The organism is Halobaculum rarum, from assembly GCF_040025155.1.
GTDB classification, from domain to species: Archaea; Halobacteriota; Halobacteria; order Halobacteriales; family Haloferacaceae; genus Halobaculum; species Halobaculum rarum.
In genome coordinates this window covers 1,740,849-1,764,105 of record NZ_CP157275.1, presented here as the reverse complement: position 1 = coordinate 1,764,105, position 23,257 = coordinate 1,740,849, and the positions used below count along the sequence as shown (strand labels likewise).

Here is a 23,257-nt window from a genome sequence, read left to right as displayed (position 1 = left end):
CACGCCTCCGCGCCGATCCTCAGTGCGCGATAGGGTCCACCACACTTCCGTTTCACAGGCCCCCAGTCAGCTTCGCCTCGTCAGATTCCCGAGCACGTCGCCCTCGGACGAGAGCGATATAGTACGTCGTGCGATACGGAACCCGGTCCCTCCCCGAAAACAGTGGCACCAGCCCGGGGATAACTCGGACGATCACTCCGCTCTCGGCAGGTTCGTCTCCGAGAACCCGGTATGGCGCCTCGCGGACACACCGACGACAGGTCGATGTGGCGACGCCCCGTAGTCGAGGCTATGAGCGACAACGCGGCGCGCGTGGTCCTCTCGTTCCCCGACGGGTTGAGCGAGTGGGGCCGCGACCAGACCCGGACGGATCGCTACCGGAACTACCTCCGACGGATGCTCGACGAGCCACGAGTCGGCGACGAACTGGAGGAGTTCGTCGATATCGGCTGTTGCGGCGACTCGCTCGACCTCACGTTCCGCGTCGAGGCGGTCGACGGCGGAACCCACGTCGGCGACGAAACTGTCGTCGAGCTAGTCGAGCGCGCGGGCGCGGTCGAGGGCGGGTGGCGCGTGCAATCGGCCGCCGGCCCGACCGAGTAAGTATCGGGCGCGCTCTACGATCGAACCCACTATCAGGCGGTCGCGTCCACACGAGTCGTCACGACCGCCGAAGTCGGGCGGATACCGCCGATTCGACCCCCACGACCGTCGGGTCAACGCCGACCATAGGTCGACAGATCCGCGACGGCAGCGAATCGATATCGCGAGATGAAGTTTATTCCTCCGAACGGCGAGGACAGTATCGTATCGATAGTAACGCCGCAGCGCGTCTGAAAAACCCCGTTTTCAGCGGATCACGGCATGTAGCGCACGACGACGACGCCGGGGGCCGACCGGACCTCCACGCGGTTCACGCCGAGGCGAGCCGCGCGGGTCCGGCCGGTGTCGGCGTCGTCGAGCACGTCGGCGACGGCCCGGTCTGTGTCGTCCTCGGGGACTGAGATGACGTGGATCTCACCGGTTCCGGCGCGCTCGGTGCGCGTAAGTTCGCCGACCGCCCGATCGGCAGCGAGATCGAGCGAGTGCTGGGTCGGCGGCTCCTCACTTTCCTCGATAGCGATGTGGCGGCGCTCCTCGACCTCGACGAGCTGCCAGGAGACGTTCATCGGCGGGTCGGGCGCGACGACGCCCTCGACGGCCTCGCCCTCGGCGACGCCGGGGTTCGAGGAGAGCGTGTGCACCTGTCCGGAGTCAACCTCCCGGAGCACGGCCGAGCCGTCGTCCGCGTGGGTGACGAGAAACGTGCCGTCGTGTTCGCCGTCGGCGGTGTCGGCGGGGCCGGCGTCGCCGGCGGCCTCCGCGAGCGCGTCGCGGACGGCGTCCAGTTCGGATCCATCGGAGTCTCGGTCGGTCATGTAACGGAGTAGGTGGGGAAGGCTTTTCCCGGTTTCGTGACCGGCGAGGTCGAGCGAACCGAGACCTGGGGCCACGGCGGAGTACAGTCAGTCCGTCAGCGACGGAGGTAGTGGACCAGCGGGACGAGCAGCGCGGCGACGACGGGGATCACGAGACCGAACAGCCGTGGGAGGTCGTACAGCACCGCGATCAACGGGGAAAACACGCCGGAGGGCGGCGGCCGCGCGACCGTCTCGCCGTCGAGGACGAACGTCTCGGGAAGGGCGGCGACTACGCCGAGGTACAACGACGCGAGGAACAGGTACCCCGCCAGCGCGAGACCGAGTTCGTAGCCGGGGCGCCCGGGGGTTCCGCGGCGGCGCGAGCGCGCGACGAGCAACACGGGGGAGATCGTCGGGGCGACGGCGGCGAGCGCGACGATGACGTAAAACGCCCGGACGATCGAGAAGCGCGCCTGCGCGGTCGCGCCGAACAGCGTGATCAGCGCGAGCGTGAACAGCAACGTCAACAACGCCGCCGCGAGGCCGCCGACGAGGACGTACGACTTGAACGTCAGCGACTCGCTGGCGCGTGCGGCGTACGGGAACGCACCGAACACGCCGCGGTATCCCTCGTCGCCCCCGCCGGGACCCCCCGCGCCGGAGTCGTCTCTTCCGGACGCCGTCGCGGCTTCGGGCGTCGCCTCGGCGTCTGTCATCGCCCGTGGTTGGGTCGCGGCGGTGTTAAGCGCCCCGTCCGCGGTTCCCGTTCTACCTGTTGTCCGACCGGAGTACGGGATCGAACACGGCGCGGCCGACGTGACACTGCCGTCGCGATGCGACCGACGCGAGCCAGCCGCCGCGGCGTCGCCGAGCCGGTGCGGAGGACGGCAAGGTTTTGCCGGCGGCGGACGGCGGTTCTCGCATGAACGTCGACATCGGCAACGCCCTCGACGGCGACCTCGGGCTGGAGCGGACGGATCTCGACGCGCTCGACGAGCGCGTCGCCGACGCCTACGACCGCATCGAACGCGGACGCGCCGAGGCCGAACACGGGTACGCCGCGTTGAATCTCCCCGACACGTGCGACCCCGACACGATCCGGCGGGCGGCCGACGGCTTCGACCCGGACCACCTCCTGACGGTCGGCATCGGCGGGAGCGCGCTGGGCGCCGCGACCCTCACCGACGCGCTCGGAGCGGGCGTCGACTGCCGCTACCTCGACAACGTCGACCCCGAGTGGATCCGCGCGATCGTGGACGACGTGGACCTCTCGTCGACCGTCGTCAACGTCGTCTCCCGGTCCGGGACGACCGCGGAGACGCTCTCGAACTTCCTCGTCGTCCGCGAGGCGATGGAGGCCGCAGGTGTCGACTGGACCGAACGCACCGTCGTCACCACCGGCGAGGCGGGCAACCTCCGATCGATGGCCGACACGCACGACCTCCCGGCGCTCGACGTTCCCGACGGCGTCCCCGGCCGCTTCTCCGCGCTGTCGACGGTGGGACTGTTCGCGGCCGAGATCGCCGGCGTCGATCTGGACGCGGTGCTCGCGGGCGCGGCGGCGGAGGCCGACCGCCTCGCGGGGTCGCTGTTCGAGTCGCCCGCGTACGCCTACGGCGCGACGACGTACGCGCTGGCCGAGCGCGGCGCGGCGACGAACGCCGTGATGCCGTACGCCGAGTCGCTGGAGCGGTTCGCCGAGTGGTTCGCCCAGCTGTGGGCCGAGTCACTCGGGAAGGACGGACGGGGACAGACGCCCGCCCGCGCGCTCGGCGCGACCGACCAGCACAGTCAGCTCCAGCTGTATCGTGCGGGCCCGGCCGACAAGCTCGTCACGCTCGTGCGACCCCGCGAGGCGGACGACATAGGGATTCCCGAAACGGATCTGGAGGGGCTGTCGTACCTCGGCGGCTCGTCGCTCGGGGAGCTGCTCGACGCCGAGTTCCGCGCGACAGAGGCGAGCCTCGCGGCCGCCGGGCGCGAGAACGTCCGGATCGAGATCGACCGCGTCGACGAGCGCGGAATCGGCGAGCTCCTGTACGGGATGGAGGCCGCGTGCGTCCTCTACGGCGAGCTCGCGGCGGTCTCGACGTTCACCCAGCCCGCCGTCGAGTGGGGGAAGAAGGCCGCCCGAGGGCTGCTCGGCGGCGGCGACTTCCCCGAGGCGGAGGCGGTCGCCGAGAAGCGCCGGCTGGAGGTAGAGTAAGGTGACCGTCGAACTCGGACCGCCCGAGGGGACGATCGAGCCCCGTGCGGTCGCGATCCGCGGGGGACAGGCGCTGCTCGCGGTGTTCGCCGCCGTCGTCGCCGTCGGCGCCGTGGTTCCGGCGTTCGAGTGGGTGGCCCTGGCGCTGGGGTTCGGAGCTGACTCGGCGGCGACGGCGGTGTTCACCACCGTCGGCAACGCTGCCGGCTTCACCGCCGCGGCGCTGTTGTTCCTCCTGTACGCCGGGGATCTCGACGTGCTGCGCGTCCGGCGGCCGACAGTCCGCGACGCCGCGCTCGTCGTCGGCGGCACGGTCGGCCTCGTCGTCGCCGGCTACGGGATCCTCCTCGCGTTTTCGGCGGTGGGGTTGTCGCCGAGCACGAACGAGGCGCTCACCAACCCGCCGGCGTACTTCCTGGCCATGATCCCGCTGTCGTTCCTCACGGTCGCCGTCGGCGAGGAGCTGCTCTTCCGCGGCGTCGTGCAGGGAGAGTTGCGCCGCGCGCTCGGCCCGGCGGGCGCCGTCGCGGGCGCGTCGCTGCTGTTCGGGCTGCTCCACTACGTCGCCGGGACGGGGACGCCGGCCGAGAAGCTCGTCTACGTCGCGGTCGCGGCGACGCTCGGGATCGGGTTGGGCGCGCTGTACGAGTACACCGATACCCTCGTCGTTCCGATCCTCGTCCACGGCGCGTACAACGCCGTCCAGTACGCGGTCCAGTACCTGGAGACGGCCGGGATCTGAGGTTACGCGGGGTTCTTCCGGGTCAGATCGCTCCCGCAGATCCGACAGCGGTCGCGGTTCTCGTCGAACGTGCGGCCGCAGCCCGTACACTGGAACTGCCAGTCGCGCTCCTCCTCGATGCCCTCGCGGGCGATGACGCGGACGCGAACGTCCATGCGCTCGGCGACGTTCTGCATGGCGTAGTCGTCGGTGACGAGCGTCGCGTCGAGCTCGAACGCCGCCGCGAGCAGGCGCAGGTCGGTGTCGGACAGCTCCGCGAGGTCGCCGGTCTCCTCGGCGGCGCTGCGGACACGTCCGACGGCGCCCTCGCCGGGGACGTGGATGTGCATCCCGGCGCCCTCCTCGGCGTCGAACCGGAGGGCGGTCTCGCCGGTGAGTTCCGCCTGAACGGCGGGGATCGAGGCGGTCCGATCGTCGCTGTCGTACCCGTGGATGAACGCGGACGAATCGAGGACTTCCATTACGTACGGACGACGATGTAGTCTTTCACGGCCTGTACGTCTCCGACCGGAACGTGAAACCGTCCGGACTCGTCGCGGTCGAACGGAACCTGCGCCGGCGAGAGCTCCTCGTTCGGCGTGACGAGCAGGTCCGACAGCGAGCCCGTCTTCAGGTCCATCGTGATGTTGTACAGCATGCCCAGCTCGGTGCCGTCCGAGCCCATGACGGCCTTCCCCGAGAGGTTCTCGGCGAGGATATCTGCCATACCTGCGCTCACTGACGCAACGGGCATAAACGCCACGCTGGCGTCCGACGCGGGGCGGACGTCGCGCGACCGGCGGCGTGTACACCGTCGCCGCCGGGTGCGAGGTCGCGGCGCGTCGACGGAGTCGAAGCCCTTACTTCACGCGACCGTCCAGTACCGACAAGAGCCGTTCTTCGCCGCAGAGAGGATCTCAGCCATGTCAGACACGAATTCCGACGCCGACACCGAGGAGACGTTCGACGCCGGCTCGCTCCGCACGCCCATCGTTGCGGTGCTTGGCCACGTCGACCACGGGAAGACGACGCTGCTCGACCGCATCCGCGGGTCCGCCGTCCAGGAGGGCGAGGCGGGAGCCATCACTCAGCACATCGGCGCGACCGCCGTGCCGCTGTCGACGATCTCCGAGATGGCCGGCGCGCTCGTCGACCCGACCGACTTCGACCTGCCCGGCCTGCTGTTCATCGACACGCCCGGTCACCACTCCTTCTCGACGCTGCGCTCGCGCGGCGGCGCCCTCGCCGACATCGCGGTGCTCGTCGTCGACGTGAACGACGGCTTCCAGCCGCAGACCGAGGAGGCGATCAACATCCTCAAGCGCACCGGCACGCCGTTCGTCGTCGCCGCCAACAAGGTCGACACGACGCCCGGCTGGAACCCGCAGAACGGCCAACCGATCCAGCAGTCCTTGGAACAGCAGTCCGAGCGCGCGACCTCCCGCCTCAACGAGAACCTCTACGAGCTCATCGGCGAGCTCTCGGACAAGGGGTTCTCGGCGGACTTCTACTGGCGCGTGCAGGACTTCCAGTCCAACATCGGCGTCGTCCCCCTCTCGGCGATGACCGGCGAGGGGATCCCCGACCTCCTCACCGTCCTCATGGGGCTGTCCCAGCGCTACATGAAAGAAGAAATGTCCGTCGACGTGGCCGGCCCCGGCGTCGGGACGGTGCTGGAGGTGAAAGACGAGCAGGGGTTCGGCGCGACGCTGGACGTGGTGCTGTACGACGGCGTCGTCCGCGAGGGCGACACCGTCGTCGTCGGCGGCCGCGACGAGCCGATCGTGACGGAGGTTCGCGCGCTGCTCCAGCCGCGCCCGAACGCCGAGATCCGCACGGAGAAACGCTTCGAGCGCGTCGGGGAGGTCCGTGCGGCCGCGGGTGTCAAGATCGCCGCGCCCGACCTCGACGACGCGATGTCGGGCGCGCCGGTCCGCGTCGTCCGCGGCGACGACGAGGAGGCGGTCAAGCGGGAGGTCCGCGAGGAGCTCGCCAAGATCGAGGTCGACACCGCCGAGGACGGCGTCGTCGTGAAGGCCGACACGCTCGGCAGCCTGGAAGCGATGGCGAACGCCCTCGACGAGGCCGAGATCCCGATCCTCCGCGCGGAGGTCGGCGACGTGGCCCCGCGCGACGTGACCGTCGCCCAGACCGCCAAGGAGGAGACCCATAAGGTGATCCTCGGGTTCAACGTCGACGTGCTGCCCGACGCCGAGGAGGCGATCGAACACGGCGACGTGCGCCTGTTCGACGACGACGTGATCTACCAGCTCGTCGAGGAGTACGACGAGTACGTCGAGGAACTGGAGCGCACCCAGCAGGAGACGGTGCTCGACAAGATCACCAAGCCGGCGCGCTTCCGCATCCTGCAGGACCACACCTTCCGCCAGAACGACCCCGCGGTCGTCGGCGTCGAGATCATCTCGGGAACCGTCCAGAACAACCGCTCGGTCGCGAAGTTCGAGGGCAGCGAGCCGAACCGCGTCGGCACGCTCTCGGGCATCCAACACCAGGGCGACGACGTGGACTCGGCGCAGGCGGGCGAGCGCGTCTCCGTCGCCATCGACGGCCCGACGGTCGGCCGCCAGATCGAGGAGGGCGACGAACTATGGATCGAACTGCCCGAGAAGCACGCGAAGATCCTCGAACAGGAACTCGCCTCGGAGATCCGCGCCGACGAGATCGAGGCGCTGAAGGCGTACCTGGAGAAGCGGCGGAAGGCGGACCCGTTCTGGGGGAAGTAGGGCGGCGAGATCCTGTCCCAAACGCGCCGATTCCCTCGATCGACGTGATTTCGTGGTCACCGGACACCCGGAGAGAGGACACTCGTAACCTACACGAACTACCTTCGTATTATTTCAGCCGTAACAGATTTTACGAACAGTATAGTACCTCTACAGTGGAGAGAGTCGATGAGTGTTCGAGACCCGTCCAACGACGATATCGTCCCTGGGGCCGGCCGCGCCGGCCTCGTATCGCCGTCGAAGTACGACCTCCTGCTCGCGGCCGTGCCGACCCTGCTCCTCGCCGGCGCGGTCGGGGCCGCGCGGTTGGCGCTGCCCGCGTCGGTCGGGACGGGACTCGGCTCGCTGCTCGCGGCGGTGCTCGTCGGCTACGGTCTGTTCGTCGAACCGCCCGGCGGCGACCACGACACCTGACCACACCCGCGACGTGACGAGCGGGTCGCCGCGGACGGTAGTTCTCCGATCCGATGTTGCGTCAGACGATTTAGAACGTCGCTGGCGGGACGGAGAACGAGTCCGAGCGGGCGAAGCGACGCGGCTATCGCGCGGTCGGTTCGAGGTCGTCGCCGACGGCGGACATGACCTGGGCGGCCGCGCTGGCGGCGAGTCCGCGGGCGACCTCCTCGCGGTCCTCGTCGTCGAGGCCCGCCTCGATATCCTCCAGGTCTGGCGAGAAGCCCGCGCTGACGGCGTGGCCGATCGGCGGCTGGACCGCGACGGTGGCCTGCGGTCCGTTCGTGCCGTAGGAGAGTTCGGAGCCGACGGCGTAGCCGTCGGGGAGATACGACTCGGTTCGCGTGACGATGGTGGTGACCGCCTGCCGGAGCGCGTCCTTCTGGTCGGCCGTGAGGTCGACCTCCTCGGGACGGCCCGCATCGACGACGCCAGGCGCCCCCGCATAGGGGTTGTTGCCGTTCATTAGGGTCGGCGGTGATATGGGGGGTCCGCGTAAAAAGGCGTCGGCGATCTGTCGGACGAATACACTGTTTAGGCCCTTAGAACCGGGGCCGAGGGCTCACGCGATCGGTTCGCTCTCGCCGTAGGCGGCGACGACGACCGCGGCGACGTACGCCGAATCGGCGGTCTCGACGGTCGCGCATCGCGTCTCCTCGTGGTCGAAGGTCCAGTCGCGCAGGTCGCGGCCGGCGTCGAGACCGGTCGACACTGTCTCGCGGACCGCGTCGGCGTCGCTGCCGTCGGCCTCGTAGAACAGCCCCGGACCGGGACCGGTCGTCCACCCGAGGCAGGCGGTGACGGTCTCGGTCTCGTGGGCGTCCTCGGGCGAGGCGGCCGCATGCGCCTGCACGACGGTGAGCCGGTCGCCCGCGGGCCCGAGGTCCGGGGCGGTGTCGACCGCGCGGACGGTCGCGCCGGCGGGAACGACCGACGAGACGGTGACGAGGTTGAAGTCGCCGACGCCGGCGTCGGCGAGCGCGGCGTCGTAGGCGGCCAGTTCGGTCGGCCCCCGGCCGACGCCGTCGGCGACGTGGATGTGCATATCGGGGGTGGTGCGTCGGGGCGAAAGTGGGTGTCGATAGCGAGGCGTGAGGTAGCGAGGCCGACCCCCGGGAGGCCTTGAACACGCGAACGGCGAGCGGAGCGAGCCGTGAGCGAAGCGAGCGCCTCGTCCAACGGCGTTCACAAATCGCTGTGCGATTTGTGCGCTCACGGGACCGCAGGTCTCGTGAACGGCGAGGTCCGAAGGGCCGAACCGCCCAGAAAATAGCGAGGTGTCCGCGGGCGAACGTAGTGAGCCCGCGGGGCCCGAGCCGCCCGGAAAATAGCGAGGCGTGAGGGAGGGAGCGGAACCGAGTCGAGAACCGCAAGACGAAACCCCGAATCGGAACCGAGTCAGTACTGGTAGCGACCGAACTCGCCGTCGTTGAACACCGGTCCCTCGTTGCTCGTTTCGATCTTCTCACGAGCGTTGTCGAAGTCCGCGCGGCGGACCGTCGTGCGCTCGTCGCGGATGGCGAACATCCCGGCCTCGGTTGTGAGCGCGGCGATATCGGCGCCGGAGTAGTCGTCGAGTTCCTCGGCGAGGTCGGCGAAGTTCACGTCGTCGGCGACCGACATGTCCGTCGTGTGGATCTCGAGGATGCGCTCGCGTCCCTCGGGGCCGGGCTTGGGTACCTCGATGAGGCGGTCGAAGCGGCCCGGGCGGAGGATCGCGTCGTCGAGCATGTCGAAGCGGTTCGTCGCCGCGATGATCCGCACCTCGCCGCGGTCGTCGAAGCCGTCCATCTCGTTCAGGAGCTGCATCATCGTGCGCTGGACCTCGGCGTCGCCGGAGGTCTTCGAGTCCGTCCGCTTGGCGGCGACGGCGTCGATCTCGTCGATGAAGATGACCGCGGGCTCGCGCTCCTCGGCGAGGTCGAACAGGTCGCGAACGAGGCGCGCGCCCTCGCCGATGAACTTCCGGACCAGCTCCGAGCCGGCCATCTTGATGAACGTCGCGTCGGTCTCGTTGGCGACGGCCTTCGCGAGCATCGTCTTCCCGGTGCCCGGCGGGCCGTGCAGCAGGACGCCGCTGGGCGGGGTGATCCCGACCTCGCGGAACGCGTCGGCGTTGATGAGCGGGTCCTCGACGGCCTCGCGAACCTCGCGCACCTGGTCGTCGATGCCGCCGATGTCGGCGTAGGTGACCTCGGGGTCTGCGTCGACCTCCATCGCCTGGGCGCGGGCGTCGGTTTCGTCGTCGAGCACCGTCTGGACGCTGAAGGAGTCGTTGATGGCGACGCGGTCGCCCGCCTCCAGTTCGTCCTCGAGCTGGGGGGAGAGGTCGGTGAGCACCTCCTGGTTGTTGCCGTGCTGTTTGATCACCGCGCCGTCCTCGGTGAGCTCCTCGACGGTCGCGATGTACAGCGACGCCGTCTTCAGCGCCTCGTTGCGGCGCTTGAGCTCGTCGACCTCCTCGCGGAGGTCCGCGCGGCGGCTCTGGGTCTCATCGAGGCGGGCGTCCAACTCGTCGTTGACCTGGACGATCCGATCGAAGTGCTTGCGAAGCGCCTCCAGCCGCTCGGCCTCGTTCATGTCGGGATCCAGATCGAGGCGTGGCCGGTCGGGGAGGGACGGGCTCCGAGACATTTCTTGCCCGTCCTTAGGTACCGCCCGTAAAGGGGCTTTGGGTGGCGGGAGCGTTCGCCTCCGCCGGAGATCGCCCCGTCGTGGAACGGGCAGAATCGCGGTACTGCGTCCGTACGGGGGAGAAGCGATTAGAGGTCCAGCAGTGCCTCTGCCTCGTCCAGGTAGTCGTCGTACACACCGATGGCGGATTCGATCGGACCGGACTCCGTCATGTCGATGCCGGCGGTCTCGAGCACGTCGATCGGGTACTCGGCGCCACCGGCGCGCAGGGCCGACCGATACTCCTCGGCGGCGACTTCGCCCTCGTTCTCGATGCGGTCGACGATGGCCGCGGCCGCCGAGATGCCCGTCGAGTACTGGTAGACGTAAAAATTATAATAGAAGTGAGGAATGCGCATCCACTCGCGGCGGATGTGCTCGTCGACGTTGGCGTCGACGTGCCCGTAGAACTCGGCCTTCAGGTCGCCGTACAGCTCGTCGAAGGCGTCGGGAGTGAGCGGCTTGCCCGCCTCGTCGTGCTCGTGGATGGCCTGCTCGAACGCCGCGAACATCGTCTGACGGAAGAGGGTCGAGCGGAACCGTTCGAGGTACTGGTCGAGCGCGTGGATCCGAAGCTCGTCGGAATCGGCGTTCTCCAGCAGATGCTTCGTCAGGAGCGTCTCGTTGACCGTCGAGGCGACCTCGGCGACGAAGATCTCGTAGTCGGCGTACTGCCACGGCTGGGCCTCCTTCGCCAGCTCCGAGTGCATCGAGTGACCCAGCTCGTGGGCCAGCGTGTACATCGAGGAGACGTCGTCCTGGTAGTTCATCATGATGAACGGCTGGGTGTCGTACGTCCCCGCCGAGTAGGCGCCCGAGCGCTTCCCACGGTTCTCGTACACGTCGACCCAGCGCGACTCCAGCCCCTCGGCCATCCGGCGCTGGTACTCCTCGCCCAGCGGCGCGACCGCCTCGACGACGTGCTCCTTGGCCTCCTCGTAGCTGATCTCGGGGCCCTCGTCGCCCGTCAACGACATGTACAGGTCCCACATCTCCAGCGTGTCCACGTCGAGCGCCTTTCGCTTCAGATCGGCGTGGCGCCCCAGCGAGTCGAGGTTGTCGCGGACGGTGTCGACGAGCGTGTCGTACACCTCGACCGGAACGTTCGGCCCGTTCAGGGCGGCCTCGCGGGCGGTATCGTAGTTGCGAGCCTCCGCCATCTTCACGTCCTTCTTGACGCTCTTCGCGAGCGTCGTTCCCACCGTGTTGCGGACGGTCTCCCACTCCGAGTAGAACTCTTCATGAACGCGTTGGCGGAACTCGCGGTCCGGCTTCTGCAGCAGCGTCGTGAAGTTGCCCTGCGAGATCTCGATCTCGTCGCCGTCGGGGCCCTCGACCGTCGGGAACGTCATGTCCGCGTTCGATAGCATCGAGTACGCCTCGCCCGCGGCGCCGGTGACCTCGCTCAGGTCCGCGAGCAGTTCCTCCACCTCGGCCGAGCGCGTGTGCGGCTTCATCCGGAGCACGTCGTCGAGGAAGTGCTCGTACTCCGCGAGCGCGGGCTCCTCGTCGATCATGTCCTCGACGTCCTCCCAGTCCAACTCCTGCAGTTCGGGTTCGAGGTAGCTGGACGCGCTCGACGCCTCCGCCGACAGCGCCTGGGCCTTCGAGGACATCGCCTGGTACTCCTGATCGCGGGTGTCCTCGTTCGAGCGAAGCTGCGCGTACGACGTGACTTTCGACACCTCGCGGAACACGCCCTCGTAGGTGTCGAGCAGTTCTCGAAGCGTCGCCGCGCTCTCGGTCGCGCGCCCCTCGTAGGCCCGGAGGTCGTCGAGGCGCTCCTCGACGTCCTCGTGGGCGGCCTCCCACGCCTCGTCGTCCGCGTAGATGGAGTCGATGCTCCACTTGTACTCCTCGTCGATCTCCGCGCGCTCGGGAACCGAACTCATGGCCCGACTTCACCCGTGAGCGGTGGTAAGTCTTGCCAAGCAGACCCGGCAGAATCGCCCGCGAGCGACCGATCCGACCGTATCAGCAGTGGGACCGAGCGCGACGAACTCGACACCGGGTACCGGGGATCCGCTCGTATCCGGCCGGTACCCGCCGCGATTCACTCCCGATCGGCGTACGGCAATTCGACACGCAGCAGCTTGACGCCCGGCGCCCGTCGGAACGTCTCCGTCCCGACGGTCGACAGCCCCGCATCGCCGAGCCACCGATTCACCATATCGGGATCGAGCGTGCCGCCGCCGAGAGTGATCAGGTACGTGAGGTCGATCAGCGCGACACCGACGTCCGCCACCGACGAGCGCCCACCCCGTCCGAACTGGTCGAGGATCGCGAGACGACCACCGGGCGCGAGCACAGCCGCGGCGTATTCGAGCAGCGTCGCCGCCTCCGCGGGAGCGTGTCCGTGGAGGACGTTGAACAGGAGGACGAGGTCGTAGCCCGCGTTCGCGTCGTCGCCACCGGCGGAATCGGCGCCATCAGGATCAGACCCGCCGGAATCGGTGCCGTCGATATCGGAACTGGGGCGGGAGCCGGAGCGGGCGTCGTGCTCGGCCACTCGACGCCATAGGTCCTCCGAGAGGTAGTCGCCGCCGACGAACGTCACGTCGACGTCCGCGTCGGCAGCCGCCTCGCGCGCCGGCTCCAGTGCGGGAGACCGATCGACCAGCGTCACCGACGCTCCGCGGCGGGCGAGTTCGACCGCGTAGGCGCCGTGGCCGCCGCCGAGATCGAGGACCCGCGCGCCGTCGACGTCGCCGAGCGCGTCGGCGACCGGGTCGACCAACAGCGACGCCGCCGCACGGAATCCGGCCTGCGTCGTCGCCCACGCCGCCTCGTCGTCGCCGAGCCAGTCGTACAGCGATTCGCCGGGCTCACCCTCGCGGACGGCGCGCTCGGCGTGCTCGCGCCAGTACGGGAGGACCACCTCGACCCAGAAACGGGCGAACGGCGCGAGGTTCGCGTCGCCGTCGTCGGTGAGCCACCGCGTGGTCGTTCGCGTCCGCCAGTACTCGTCGCCCGACCGGTCGACGTACCCGACCGCGACCAGCGTGTCGAGCAGGCGTCGCAGGGTGTCCTCCTCGCACGCGAGCGCCGCCGCGAGGTCGGCCAGCGTGCGCGGCCCGTCGAGGGCGGCAAACACGCCTAGGTCGTCGGCGAGCGCGACCGCGTGCAGCGAGGCCGCGCCGTGGACGTCGAGGATCGCGACCGGCGCGAGGTTCGCACGAAAGGCGAGCCGGTCGAGGAACCCCGGAATGACCGGCATCAGCCGATCACCGGGTACTGGAGGCCCATAGCCCGTGGTCGATCCGGGCGATGATAACCACCCGTGCACATTTCATGAATTAGATAACGCGATACGAAATGGGAGTTCCGGCGTCGATCGGCGCTCAGACGGTCGAGGGGTCTCGATTGCTCGCCCGGCAGCGTGCCGCGCAGCCGTCCACCCGCGGGTTTTTGCCACAGCTGAGCGATCTGTTCGGTGTGAATCTCAACGACGACCTCGCCGCGGCGGTCGGGCGTACATGGATCGACACCGTGCCGTGGGAGTTCATTACCGAGCTGACGGCGCTTGGCGGTCGGATGGGCGCGAGCGAGGGCGAGGCCCGCGCGGCAGATCTCGTCGCCGACACGTTCGAGAAGACGGGGCTCGACCGCGTTCGACGACAGCGGTTCGACGCGACCGAGTGGCGACGCGGCGAGACGACGCTTCGACTCACAGCGCCCGTCGATCGCGCGTTCGACGCCATCGCGCTGCCGTACAGCCCCGCTGGCGAGGTGTCGGGCGAACTCGTCGACGTGGGGCACGGCACGCCCCAGGAGATCGCGGCGGTCGACGTGGAGGGGAAGATCGCCGTCGCGTCGACGACGACGCCGGGCGAGTCGCGGTTCGTCCACCGGATGGAGAAGTTCGGGACCGCCGCGGAGGCGGGCGCGAAGGCGTTCGTGTTCGTCAACCACGTGCCCGGACAGCTGCCGCCGACGGGGTCGCTCACTTTCGGCGAGGAGGCCGCGGTCCCGGCAGTGGGCGTGAGCAAGGAAACGGGCGCATGGCTCACGGAGTACGCAAACGAGGGTGGGGAAGCCGACCTGTCGGTCGACGCCGAGACGGTGCCCGGCGAGTCACAGAACGTGCTCGCGCGCACGGGGCCGATGACCGACGAGTACGTGCTCGTGCTCGCGCACTACGACGGCCACGACATCTCGGAGGGGGCGCTGGACAACGGCTGCGGCGTCGCGACACTGCTTGCGGCCGCGCGGGTGCTCGCGGCCGCCGACCTCGACATCGGCGTCCGGTTCGCCGCCGTCGGCTGTGAGGAGACCGGGCTGCTCGGCTCCGAACACCTCGCGGCGACGACGGATATGGACGGGGTGAAGGCCGTCGTCAACCTCGACGGGGCGGGTCGCTTCCGGGACCTCGTCGCGATGACGCACACCTCCGCGGCGACCGCGCGGGTCGCGCGCCGCGTAGGCGAGCGGACGCGCCAACCGGTGCACGTGCGCGAGGAGCCGCATCCGTTCTCCGACCAGTGGCCGTTCGTCCGGCGGGGGACGGCGTCGCTCCAACTGCACTCCGACTCCGGCGATCGCGGCCGCGGGTGGGGCCACACCCACGCCGACACGCGGGACAAGGTCGACGACCGGTGCATCCGCGAGCACGGCGTCCTCGCGGCGCTCATGGTCCGCGAGTTGGCGGACGAGGCGACCGAGGTACCGGTGATCGATCCGTACGAACTGGAGGACGCGTTCCGCGAGGCCGACTTCGAGCCGGGAATGAAGGCAGCCGGGCTGTGGCCCGCGGAGTGGGAGTAAGCGGCGATCACTCCGACGCCGCGGCGAGCACGTCGTCGAACACCCGTCCCCGTGCGAGCGCGTCGACGCGGCGCTCGGAGAACACCTCTCGGAGCGGTTCGATCGCCTCGGGGTCGGGCTCGAACTCGACGCCGGGGTAGGCCACGTCGACGAGCACGAGCGGCTCGGGCGCGGCGGGGCCGACACCCTCGGCCCCCGACAGCGTCCCGTCCCCGAGTACCTCGTCGATGCGGTCGAGCCCCGTGTCGCCGACGGCGACGCCCCGGAGGACCGTCGCGAGCCGGCGGACGAACTCCCGCGGGAACCCTCCCGCGGCGACCGTCAGCGTCAGGAACTCGTCGCCGGCGGGAGCGACCGACACCGAGAGATCCCGTCGCGTCTTCGGCCCGCGCGGATCGCTCGTGAGGTTGTGGACGTCGTGCTCGCCGGAGAGCGCCGCGGCGGCGTCGCGGGCGCGGTCGCGGTCGGCCTCGGGCGCGTGGAGGTGATACCGGTACGTCCGCCGGGCCGCATCGTGGGTCGCGTGGAAGTCGGCGGACACGTCGGCGGCGGCCCACACCCGGACGCCGGCGGGGAGTTCGCTGGAGAACGCCCGCGGCGTGAGCCACTCGGGCGCGTCGAAGGCGACGGTCTGACGTACGGCCGAGACGCCGCGGTCGGTGCGGCCGGCGGCGGCGTATCCAGCCGGGGTGTCGGCGTCGTGCGCGAGGACGTCGAGCGCCCGGAGCGCGTCCAGCAGCGTGTCCTCGACGGTCGGCACGTCCGGCTGACGCTGGAAGCCGAAGTACGGGCGGCCGTCGTAGGCGACGCGGTACGCCCGGCGGGTCGCCATTACGCGAAGTCGTCGTACGTCGGGCGGTCGGCCTCGCCCGGGAACCCGTCGACGGGCGCGGTCGTCTGGTCGCCGGAGGCCATGTCCTTCAGCGTCACCTCGTCGTTCGCGAGGTCCTGCTCGCCGACGATGACGACCGTCTCGGCGTTGATCGAGTCGGCGTAGTTGAGCTGCGCGCCGAAGCTGCGGTCGGAAACGTCCGATTCGACGACGTGGCCGCGGCCCCGGAGGTCGCGGGCGATCCGGGCGGCCGTCGTCCGTGTGTCGCCCACCTGCAGCACGTAGTAGTCCGTCTCGATGGCCGCGTCGGGGGCGACGCCCGCGCGTTCCAGGAGGAGTCCCAGCGGCGCGTGCCCGGGGGCGACGCCGACGGCGGGCGTGGGCTGGCCGCCGAAGTCCTCGATGAGATCGTCGTAGCGGCCGCCGCCGAAGACGGAGCGACCGATCTCGCCGGTCGCGTCGAAGCACTCGAAGACGGCGCCCGTGTAGTAGTCGAGCCCGCGGGCGGTGCGCAGCGAGAGGTCACAGTGCTCACCGACGCCGAAGTCGTCGGCGGCCGCGAGGACGGCGCGGAGGTTGTCGACCGCGTCCGCGAGGTCGTCGGGGTCGGACGCGAAGTCGGTGAGTTCGTCGAGGTCGGCGGGGTCGTCGATCCCCAGCAGGTCGTCGAACTCGCGCGCCTCGTCGAAGCCGAGACCGGCGTCGTGGAGCAGGTCGAGGTACTCCGCCTCGTCGACCTTCTTGGACTTGTCGACCGCGCGGATCGCCGCGCGCACGTCCACGTCCGCGTCGAACGAACGCAGCAGCGACCCGAGGATGTCGCGGTGGCTGACGCGGAAGTCGAAGTCGTCGGCCGACAGGCCGAGCTCGGTCAGCGCGTCGGCCGCGGTCGCGAGCACCTCGGCGTCGGCCTCGGGCTCGGCCGAGCCGAAGATGTCGACGTTCGTCTGAGAGAACTCGCGAAAGCGGCCCTGCTGGACGGCCTCGTAGCGCCAGAACGGGCGCGTCGAGAACCACTTCACCGGTTTGGACAGCTCCTGCGCCTTCGCGGCGTACATTCGCGCGACCGTGGGCGTCAGCTCCGGCGCGAGCGTGACGTGGCGGCCGCCGTGGTCCTCGAAGGCGTACAGCTCGTCGACGATGTCGTCGCCGGACTTGTCGGTCCACATCTCCGCCGGCTCCAGCCGGGGCGTGTCGATCTCGCGGAAGCCGTAGCCGCGCGCGACCGACTCCAGCGTGTCGGTCACCTCGCGACGGACGGCCATTTCGGGGGGGTAGAAGTCGCGGAACCCCTTCAGGCGCTCGTAGGTAGGCATTAGCGGGTACGTCGCGGGTCCGGGAGTTTAACCCCGTGGTTCGTCGCCGCGGTCGGCGGGGTCCCCCGGCCACTCCGCGCTCAGACGGCCAACAGCCCGACGCCGACCACCGCGAGCGCGGCGGCGACGAGGCGAGCGCCCAAGCGTCGCTCCTTGAGTATCACGCCGCCGAGCACGACCGCGACGACCGCCTGCGTGTTGATCACCGGCGAGGCGATGCTCGCGGGGAGCGCGGCGAACGCGACGCTCGTGAGGTGTTCGGCGGTCGCAACGAGCAGTCCCAGCGCGAGAAACGTCGGCGCCGGCGTCTCCCACGACCGCGGGCCGCGCCAGTCGCGGACGGCCAGCGGAAGGAGAATGAGCAACACCCCGCCGAGCACGACCACCACGAGCGCCTCCGGCGGGAAGCCGACGCGGTCGAGGACGGCGCGCTTGGAAACGTCGCCGACGGCGTACGCGACCGCCGACAGCAACGCGAGTTGCGCGGGGCGCGCGGAGATCGCCCGCCGGAACGGTTCGAGCGGGTCGCCGCCGCGGTAGTTCGCGACGTACACCGCGCCGGTGACGACGGCGATGCCCGCGAACGCCAGCGCCGGAAGGTCGGCGCCAAGGAGGAGCAGCTCCAGCGGCAGGACGAACACGGGGACGACCTTGTTGATCGGCGTGACGTACGACACCTCGCCCAGCGCGAGCGCGTTCACGAACAGGACGAAGCCGACACCGACGCCCAGCACGGCGCCGGCGAGCGCGAGCACGGCGGGCGCCCCGAGGGTCGCGGGGTCCGGGAGCGCGTCGGCCGACAGCCGGGTGACGGCGACGGGAGCGTACCACGCCAGCGCGCAGACGTTGACCAGCACCGTGAGCACGGTCGCGGGGACGCCGGCGACGTAGCGCTTCAGTGCGAAGAGGTAGACGCCCCACAGCACCGCGGCCGCGACGGCGACGGCGATGCCGGGGGAGACGAGTGCGGGCACGGTTCGGGGTCGGCGGTCGGGCGTGAAAACGACGCGGATGACGGCGAACCCGCCGGGCGTCACCGACGGGGATTCACCGGCCGAACACCCCGACGGCGGCGCAACCGCGGACGCATCGACGCGGTCGCAGCTGCCTCGACGCAGTGCAGTCGACTCAGCGCGTCCCGCGCACGTACGTCTGTTCGTGCTCGGGGAACACGTCGCGGACGGCGTCGTCGCCGGCCTCCTCGCGGAGCAGGGCGCGGAGTTCGCCCTCGTAGTCGGCCTTCGGTACCTCCTCGGAGGGCCCCGACTCCACGTCGAGGGTGGCGTCGACGAGCCGGTCGACGGCGCCGCGGCCGAACCCCGAGAGCGGGGAGATGTAGTCGACGCCGTGGCGGTCCTCCAGCGACTGGGCGAACGCCCGGGAGATCGAGGGGACGCGGTCGTCGCGGCGGGTGCCGTCGGCGACGGCGTCCACGTCGCGGCCGGCGACCGACTCCAGCGCGTGTTCGTGGACGCGCTGGATCCCGTTGCGGGGGAAGCCGTCCGCGCGCATCCGTTCGACGGCCTCCAGGGCGACCTCACGGTCGAGGTCGTGGGTCTCGAACGGGAAGCCGAGCGCCTCCGCGGCTCGGCGGGCGTGCTCGTGGTCGTCCGTGACGCCGAAGTGGGCGGTGACGAGCGTCACGTCGTAGAAGCGATCGAGGACGAGCGCGGCGAGCGAGGAGTCCTTCCCGCCGCTGTAGCAGAGCGCGAGGTCCACGCGTGCGTCAGCGGCGCCGGATGTCGAAACTCTTCTGGTCCGGCTGCAGCTCGCGCAGCAGCTCCTTCATCTGGTCCTCGTCGATGCGGCCGTTCACTCGGCCGCTGCGCGCGAGCGCGGTGACCTGCTGTTTCACCTGCGCGGCGAAGTCGGGCTTGCTCATCTCGACGGCGTTGAGCCGCTGGCGCGCGCCGTCGGTGAGGTACTGCTTGAGCACCGCCTCCTGCTGGCGCTCGGCCTGCTCCTGGGCGGCCTGCTGTGCCTCCGCGTCGCCTTGTCCCTGTCCCTGCGCTTGATCCTGGAGCTCCTGCATCTTCTGCTCGCGCAGCTCCTCCAGCCGCTCGTCGTCGGGGGTCTCGCTCATGTCGCTTGAGAGTTGCCGGTGCGCGGTCAAAACAATTGTGGGTGCGCGAGGTGCAGCGGCGCCCGAGCGGGCGGTAACGACAGCAAGCGCGGCGGTGACGCTCGCCTGCAGTGTCGCTGTGGATATCGCGTTGCCGTGGAATCGCGTGCGGTACCGCTAGGGTCGGGAAATCGGAGAACTCGTCGTGTGCGGGCGTCGGCTTACGCGTAGCGCTCGAGCTCGGGACGGTCGAGCTCCTCGAGCACGTCGCCGGCGGCCTCGTCGAGGAACGAGCGGCCCTCGTCGGTGACGCGGCGGCCCTCGCCCTGCGCGGTCTCGACGAAGCCCTCGTCCTCCAGCTGCTGGAGCGCGACGCGAATGATCTTTCGCGAGCCGCCCTCGTGGTTCGGGGGGGAGACGACGTAGCGGTTCGAGCCGCGCTTGGCGCCGCCGTACTCGGTGGCGAGGCGCTCGACGCCGACGGGACCGCGGTCGGCGACCTTGCGCAGCAGCGATGCCGCGCGACGGAACCAGAAGTCCTCCTGCTGGGGCGGGAGCTCTCGGCTCTGTCCGGACTTGGTGAACTGCACCCACTCCGGCTGCTCGATGCGATCCTCCAGTCGAGCGGCGACCTCGTCGTTGAGGTCCGCCGCCGGGACGTCGTAGAGGGTAACCATACGGTCGATTTCTCCGTCGTTCCGTTTAAAGCCGTCGTATCACCCGCCGCGTGTGAAGGGTCCACGGGGGACCGTGATCGTCGATTCGGGGCCTCATCCGACGCTGTCGGCGCCGATCACGCTCACGACGACCCCGCCGATGATCACTGGGATCCAGTAGACTGCACTGCGGTAGATGACGACGGCGCCCAACGCCGCCGTCGCGGAGACCGACACCGACGGGAGCGCCGCGAGCACGGCCACGAGCACCGCCTCGATACCGCCCGCGCCGCCGGGCAGCGGTGTGACCCCCGCGATCGCGCCCATCGGCACGACGAACAGCATCGCCGAGAACGGGACGGGCTGATCGATCGCCAGGAACGCGAGATACAGGGCGACCATCTGGAGGATCCAACCGAGCGTCGACGCCGCGAGCGAGATAGCGATGCCGGTGCGGTCGGTGGCGACGCGCTCGATAGCGCCGAAGAAGTGGCCGATCCGCGACTCGACCGACTCCTCGGTCGGCGCGGAGAACACCGGGAGAACCTTCGCGACCCGGTGGATCAGCGGAACGAAGGTACCGACGACGCGCGCTTCGAGCGCGTAGCGGTTGCGCCACCCGAGGTAGACGAGTCCGGGGACGGCCAACGCGAGCGCGACGACGACGCCCGTCGCCAGCTGGAGACGAGTGCCGAACGTCGTCTCGGTGGCGAAGTACGCCGCGCCGACGAGCGCGAGCGTGATGGAGGGAACGAAATTGAGCGTGTCCACGCTCGCGATCGCGGCGAGGCCGCGCTCGTACTCCGTGTCGGCCACCTTCGCGATGAGCAGCGCGGTGACGGGTTCGCCACCGGCCTGCCCGAACGGCGTGACGTTGTTGGAGAACATCGCGCCGTTGAACACGAGAAACGACCGAACCACCGACAGCCGGATGCCGAGCACGCCGAGCACGGTTCTGAGCGCGACCGACCAGGCGACGAGCCACCCGAGCGTGACGAGCACGACGAGTCCGACCATCTCGGGCGAGGCCCGCCGGAGCACGTCGAGGAGGTCGCCGACGCCGACGAGATAGAGGAGCACGCCGAGGACCGCGAACGCGCCGAGAAACCCGACGACCGTGGCGCGTAGCTGGTCCGAGTCCATGTCGGGATAGTCGCCCGGCGACCGTTTCAAGCCTCCGAAACGGCGGGGACACGGTGTTTCGGCTCCGTGGTGGGGCCGACGGCACGGGCGCCCCGAAGGGAAACACCGTAGGTGTCGGCGCGGAAACGGGATGTCAATGGACGAACGCGAGGCGCTCGCCCGGTTAGCTGACACACTCCCAGGTGCGGGCGACGACTGCGCCGTCGTCGGCGACAGAGTCCTCACGACGGACATGCTCCACGAGACGACCGACTTCCCCGCCGGGGTCGACCGCTACACGGCCGGCTGGCGGGCCGTCGGCGCGTCGCTGTCGGACGTGGCCGCGATGGGCGCCGACGCGGAGGCGGCCGTCGCGGCCTACGGAGCGCCGCAGTTCGACCCCGAAGAGGTCGACGACTTCGTGCGCGGCGCCCGCGAGGTGTGTGCGGCCGTCGACGCCGAGTACGTCGGCGGCGACCTCGACCGGCACGACGAGTTCACCGTCGCCACGACCGCGCTCGGGCGGACCGACGACCCGATCCGACGCGGCGGCGCCGACCGCGGCGACGCCGTCTGCGTGACCGGGGCACTCGGTCGGAGCGCCGCCGCGGTCCGCGCGTTCGAGACGGGGGACGCCAAGCGTGGGAACGAACTGTTCAGATTCACGCCCCGCGTCGCCGCCGGGGTGGCGCTGCGACCGTACGCGACGGCGATGATGGACTCCAGCGACGGGCTCGCGCGGTCGCTCCACCAGCTCGTCGAGGCGAGCGACGTGAGCGACCTCGGGATGGACATCACCGAGTCGTACGTCCCGGTCGCCGACGCGGTACGCGAGGCGTTCGACGACGCGGACGCGCGTCGGAACGCGACACTGTTCTTCGGCGAGGACTTCGAGTTGGTGTTCACGCTCGCGAGCGACGACATCGAGGCGGCGCGGGCGGCCTCTCCGACGCCGATCTCCGTGATCGGGAACGTGACCTGGGACGGGGTCAGGATGGACGGCGAACCGCTCCCCGATCGGGGCTACGAGCACGCGGGCGACTGAGCGGGGAACGCGTCCCGCCCGCCCCTCCTCACAGGGTCGTCACCTGGATCGGGACGAGCATGAAGCACAACAGCCCCAGCGCGAACGTGAGCACGCCGACGGCCAGCCGTTTCGGGCCGAGCGCCGAGTCGTCGATCGGGTTCGCCGGGCCGCGATAGGCGATGAACGCCGAGAACAGCCCCCAGAACGCCCACAGGCCGACCGACTCGTTGAGCCCGAGGTCGCGAACGTAGTAGAGGTACGCGGCGATGCCGAACAGCGCGGTGGGCACGAACGCCGCGAGCGTCTCCTGGCGCCGTCCAACCATCGCGCGGACGATGTGTCCCCCGTCGAGCTGTCCGACCGGGAGGAGGTTGAGGACGGTGAAGAACATCCCGACCCAGGCGCCCATGACCACCGGGTGGGCCGTCTTCGTCGGGTCGGAGTAGCCGGTCGGCTGGTTCAACGCGGCGGCGATCAGGTCCAACAGCGGCGGGTTGTTGAACACGATGACCTGCCCGCCGCCGCCGCCGAGCACCGACTGCGGGACCGTGAACGGCCCCAGCAGGAGCCCGACCACCGTGACGACGATCGTGGCGGCGAGCCCCGCGAGCGGACCGGCGACGCCGATGTCGAACAGCGCCTCCCGGTCGGGCATCTGCCCGCGCATGCGGATGATCGCGCCCATCGTCCCGAACGGGAGGATGAACGGAATGACGTACGGGAGCGATACGTCGACCCCGTGGTAGCGGCCCAGCGCGTAGTGGCCGAGCTCGTGTGTCAACAGCACCCCGAGGACGGCCGCCGTGAAGGGCCACGCCTGTAGCACGGCGAGCGGGTTCTCCTGGATTACCGGGAGAGGGACGTAGTACCACGCCGTCGCACCGACGAGCAGCGTCGACACCACCGTCGCGACGAGCAGCGCGACGTTCACCCAGGGAACGCCGTCGACGCCGTCGGAGTACGGGCGAGCGACGATCACGTCCAACCCGGAATCAGGGGTGACGACCTGCACCTCGTAGCCGGCCTCGCGGAACGCGGGCCAGACGCGACGGACGAGCTCACGCTCGTCGACGTCGCTGATCCCGTAGTAGAGGATCCGATCGTCGTCGCGCCGGATCTCCGAACAGTGGAAGACAGCGTCGAGTTCGGGGGGACGGGGATAGTCGGCTGCGGCCGCCTCACTCATCGACGGACGTTCGCCGCGAACGGTGATAAGTCCTCGGCGCTGGGTACGTTGTCGACGACAGTGTGAGAAACGGGGAAGAGAATCGAACGGATCGG

Annotated in this window: 24 protein-coding genes; 7 read left to right on the top strand and 17 right to left on the bottom strand. The window is 69.9% G+C overall.

Annotation, left to right across the window (positions count from 1 at the left end):
* Window positions 1-291: 291 nt before the first annotated feature.
* Complete coding sequence (locus ABJD39_RS09170; RefSeq protein ID WP_348607435.1) at window positions 292-603, top strand: hypothetical protein; 312 nt, start codon at window positions 292-294, stop codon at window positions 601-603.
* Between the two features lie 254 nt (window positions 604-857).
* On the opposite strand, the gene ABJD39_RS09165 is transcribed toward ABJD39_RS09170, so the two are convergent.
* Both ABJD39_RS09165 and ABJD39_RS09160 read right to left on the bottom strand, forming a co-directional pair.
* On the bottom strand, window positions 858-1,418 hold the full coding sequence (locus tag ABJD39_RS09165) for a DUF5812 family protein (RefSeq protein WP_348607432.1): 561 nt from the start codon (window positions 1,416-1,418) through the stop codon (window positions 858-860).
* Between the two features lie 95 nt (window positions 1,419-1,513).
* A complete protein-coding gene (locus ABJD39_RS09160; RefSeq protein ID WP_348607429.1) occupies window positions 1,514-2,116 on the bottom strand; it encodes a hypothetical protein in 603 nt (200 codons plus the stop codon).
* 206 nt (window positions 2,117-2,322) lie between these two features.
* Here ABJD39_RS09160 and ABJD39_RS09155 point away from each other — a divergent pair, with 206 nt between their 5' ends.
* Both ABJD39_RS09155 and ABJD39_RS09150 read left to right on the top strand, forming a co-directional pair.
* Window positions 2,323-3,606: a glucose-6-phosphate isomerase gene (locus ABJD39_RS09155; RefSeq protein WP_348607425.1), complete on the top strand. Its 1,284-nt coding sequence runs from the start codon at window positions 2,323-2,325 to the stop codon at window positions 3,604-3,606.
* A 1-nt stretch (window position 3,607) separates the two neighbouring features.
* A complete protein-coding gene (locus ABJD39_RS09150) occupies window positions 3,608-4,348 on the top strand; it encodes a CPBP family intramembrane glutamic endopeptidase (RefSeq protein ID WP_348607422.1) in 741 nt (246 codons plus the stop codon).
* 2 nt (window positions 4,349-4,350) lie between these two features.
* Here ABJD39_RS09150 and ABJD39_RS09145 read toward each other — a convergent pair whose 3' ends face one another.
* Together ABJD39_RS09145 and ABJD39_RS09140 are read right to left on the bottom strand one after the other, a co-directional pair.
* Window positions 4,351-4,809, bottom strand: coding sequence for an NOB1 family endonuclease (locus ABJD39_RS09145; RefSeq protein WP_348607420.1), 459 nt, complete (start codon window positions 4,807-4,809; stop codon window positions 4,351-4,353).
* Complete coding sequence (locus ABJD39_RS09140; protein WP_348607418.1) at window positions 4,809-5,054, bottom strand: PRC-barrel domain-containing protein; 246 nt, start codon at window positions 5,052-5,054, stop codon at window positions 4,809-4,811. Before ABJD39_RS09140 ends, ABJD39_RS09145 begins: the two co-directional genes overlap by 1 nt.
* Before the next feature lie 196 nt (window positions 5,055-5,250).
* Between ABJD39_RS09140 and infB the strand changes: the two genes are divergently transcribed.
* Window positions 5,251-7,071, top strand: a complete 1,821-nt coding sequence (gene infB / locus ABJD39_RS09135) for a translation initiation factor IF-2 (protein WP_348607416.1) — start codon at window positions 5,251-5,253, stop codon at window positions 7,069-7,071.
* 168 nt (window positions 7,072-7,239) lie between these two features.
* Window positions 7,240-7,485, top strand: coding sequence for a hypothetical protein (locus ABJD39_RS09130; protein ID WP_348607413.1), 246 nt, complete (start codon window positions 7,240-7,242; stop codon window positions 7,483-7,485).
* A 124-nt stretch (window positions 7,486-7,609) separates the two neighbouring features.
* On the opposite strand, the gene ABJD39_RS09125 is transcribed toward ABJD39_RS09130, so the two are convergent.
* The 5 genes from ABJD39_RS09125 to ABJD39_RS09105 all read right to left on the bottom strand — a co-directional run bounded on the left by ABJD39_RS09125 (window position 7,610) and on the right by ABJD39_RS09105 (window position 13,414).
* Entirely contained in the window at window positions 7,610-7,990 is a 381-nt protein-coding gene (locus tag ABJD39_RS09125; protein WP_348607410.1) for a DUF5811 family protein, read from the bottom strand.
* Window positions 7,991-8,086: 96 nt separating this feature from the next.
* A complete protein-coding gene (locus tag ABJD39_RS09120) occupies window positions 8,087-8,569 on the bottom strand; it encodes a pyruvoyl-dependent arginine decarboxylase (protein WP_348607407.1) in 483 nt (160 codons plus the stop codon).
* A 353-nt stretch (window positions 8,570-8,922) separates the two neighbouring features.
* On the bottom strand, window positions 8,923-10,158 hold the full coding sequence (gene pan2, locus ABJD39_RS09115) for a proteasome-activating nucleotidase Pan2 (protein ID WP_348607404.1): 1,236 nt from the start codon (window positions 10,156-10,158) through the stop codon (window positions 8,923-8,925).
* Window positions 10,159-10,286: 128 nt separating this feature from the next.
* Complete coding sequence (pepF, locus tag ABJD39_RS09110) at window positions 10,287-12,089, bottom strand: oligoendopeptidase F (RefSeq protein WP_348607401.1); 1,803 nt, start codon at window positions 12,087-12,089, stop codon at window positions 10,287-10,289.
* Window positions 12,090-12,250: 161 nt separating this feature from the next.
* Window positions 12,251-13,414 carry a class I SAM-dependent methyltransferase gene (locus ABJD39_RS09105; RefSeq protein WP_348607398.1) on the bottom strand — a complete coding sequence of 388 codons (1,164 nt, stop codon included), beginning with the start codon at window positions 13,412-13,414 and terminating at the stop codon, window positions 12,251-12,253.
* Window positions 13,415-13,632: 218 nt separating this feature from the next.
* Between ABJD39_RS09105 and ABJD39_RS09100 the strand changes: the two genes are divergently transcribed.
* Entirely contained in the window at window positions 13,633-14,961 is a 1,329-nt protein-coding gene (locus tag ABJD39_RS09100; protein ID WP_348607395.1) for a M28 family metallopeptidase, read from the top strand.
* 7 nt (window positions 14,962-14,968) lie between these two features.
* Here ABJD39_RS09100 and truA read toward each other — a convergent pair whose 3' ends face one another.
* The 7 genes from truA to ABJD39_RS09065 all read right to left on the bottom strand — a co-directional run bounded on the left by truA (window position 14,969) and on the right by ABJD39_RS09065 (window position 20,970).
* Window positions 14,969-15,793: a tRNA pseudouridine(38-40) synthase TruA gene (gene truA, locus ABJD39_RS09095; protein WP_348607392.1), complete on the bottom strand. Its 825-nt coding sequence runs from the start codon at window positions 15,791-15,793 to the stop codon at window positions 14,969-14,971.
* Window positions 15,793-17,109: a histidine--tRNA ligase gene (gene hisS / locus ABJD39_RS09090; RefSeq protein WP_348607389.1), complete on the bottom strand. Its 1,317-nt coding sequence runs from the start codon at window positions 17,107-17,109 to the stop codon at window positions 15,793-15,795. Before hisS ends, truA begins: the two co-directional genes overlap by 1 nt.
* An 80-nt stretch (window positions 17,110-17,189) precedes the next feature.
* Window positions 17,190-18,083: an EamA family transporter gene (locus tag ABJD39_RS09085; RefSeq protein WP_348607386.1), complete on the bottom strand. Its 894-nt coding sequence runs from the start codon at window positions 18,081-18,083 to the stop codon at window positions 17,190-17,192.
* A gap of 154 nt (window positions 18,084-18,237) precedes the next feature.
* Window positions 18,238-18,828: a DUF7411 family protein gene (locus tag ABJD39_RS09080; RefSeq protein WP_348607383.1), complete on the bottom strand. Its 591-nt coding sequence runs from the start codon at window positions 18,826-18,828 to the stop codon at window positions 18,238-18,240.
* A gap of 7 nt (window positions 18,829-18,835) precedes the next feature.
* The gene (locus ABJD39_RS09075; RefSeq protein ID WP_348607380.1) at window positions 18,836-19,192 is read right to left on the bottom strand and encodes a DNA-binding protein; all 357 of its coding nucleotides are present in this window, start codon (window positions 19,190-19,192) and stop codon (window positions 18,836-18,838) included.
* A 200-nt stretch (window positions 19,193-19,392) separates the two neighbouring features.
* Window positions 19,393-19,848, bottom strand: a complete 456-nt coding sequence (locus tag ABJD39_RS09070; protein ID WP_348607377.1) for a 30S ribosomal protein S19e — start codon at window positions 19,846-19,848, stop codon at window positions 19,393-19,395.
* Window positions 19,849-19,941: 93 nt separating this feature from the next.
* Window positions 19,942-20,970, bottom strand: a complete 1,029-nt coding sequence (locus ABJD39_RS09065; protein WP_348607374.1) for a lysylphosphatidylglycerol synthase transmembrane domain-containing protein — start codon at window positions 20,968-20,970, stop codon at window positions 19,942-19,944.
* Between the two features lie 136 nt (window positions 20,971-21,106).
* Between ABJD39_RS09065 and thiL the strand changes: the two genes are divergently transcribed.
* Window positions 21,107-21,994, top strand: coding sequence for a thiamine-phosphate kinase (gene thiL, locus ABJD39_RS09060; protein WP_348607371.1), 888 nt, complete (start codon window positions 21,107-21,109; stop codon window positions 21,992-21,994).
* 28 nt (window positions 21,995-22,022) lie between these two features.
* On the opposite strand, the gene ABJD39_RS09055 is transcribed toward thiL, so the two are convergent.
* Window positions 22,023-23,162: a site-2 protease family protein gene (locus tag ABJD39_RS09055; protein ID WP_348607368.1), complete on the bottom strand. Its 1,140-nt coding sequence runs from the start codon at window positions 23,160-23,162 to the stop codon at window positions 22,023-22,025.
* Between the last annotated feature and the right edge of the window lie 95 nt (window positions 23,163-23,257).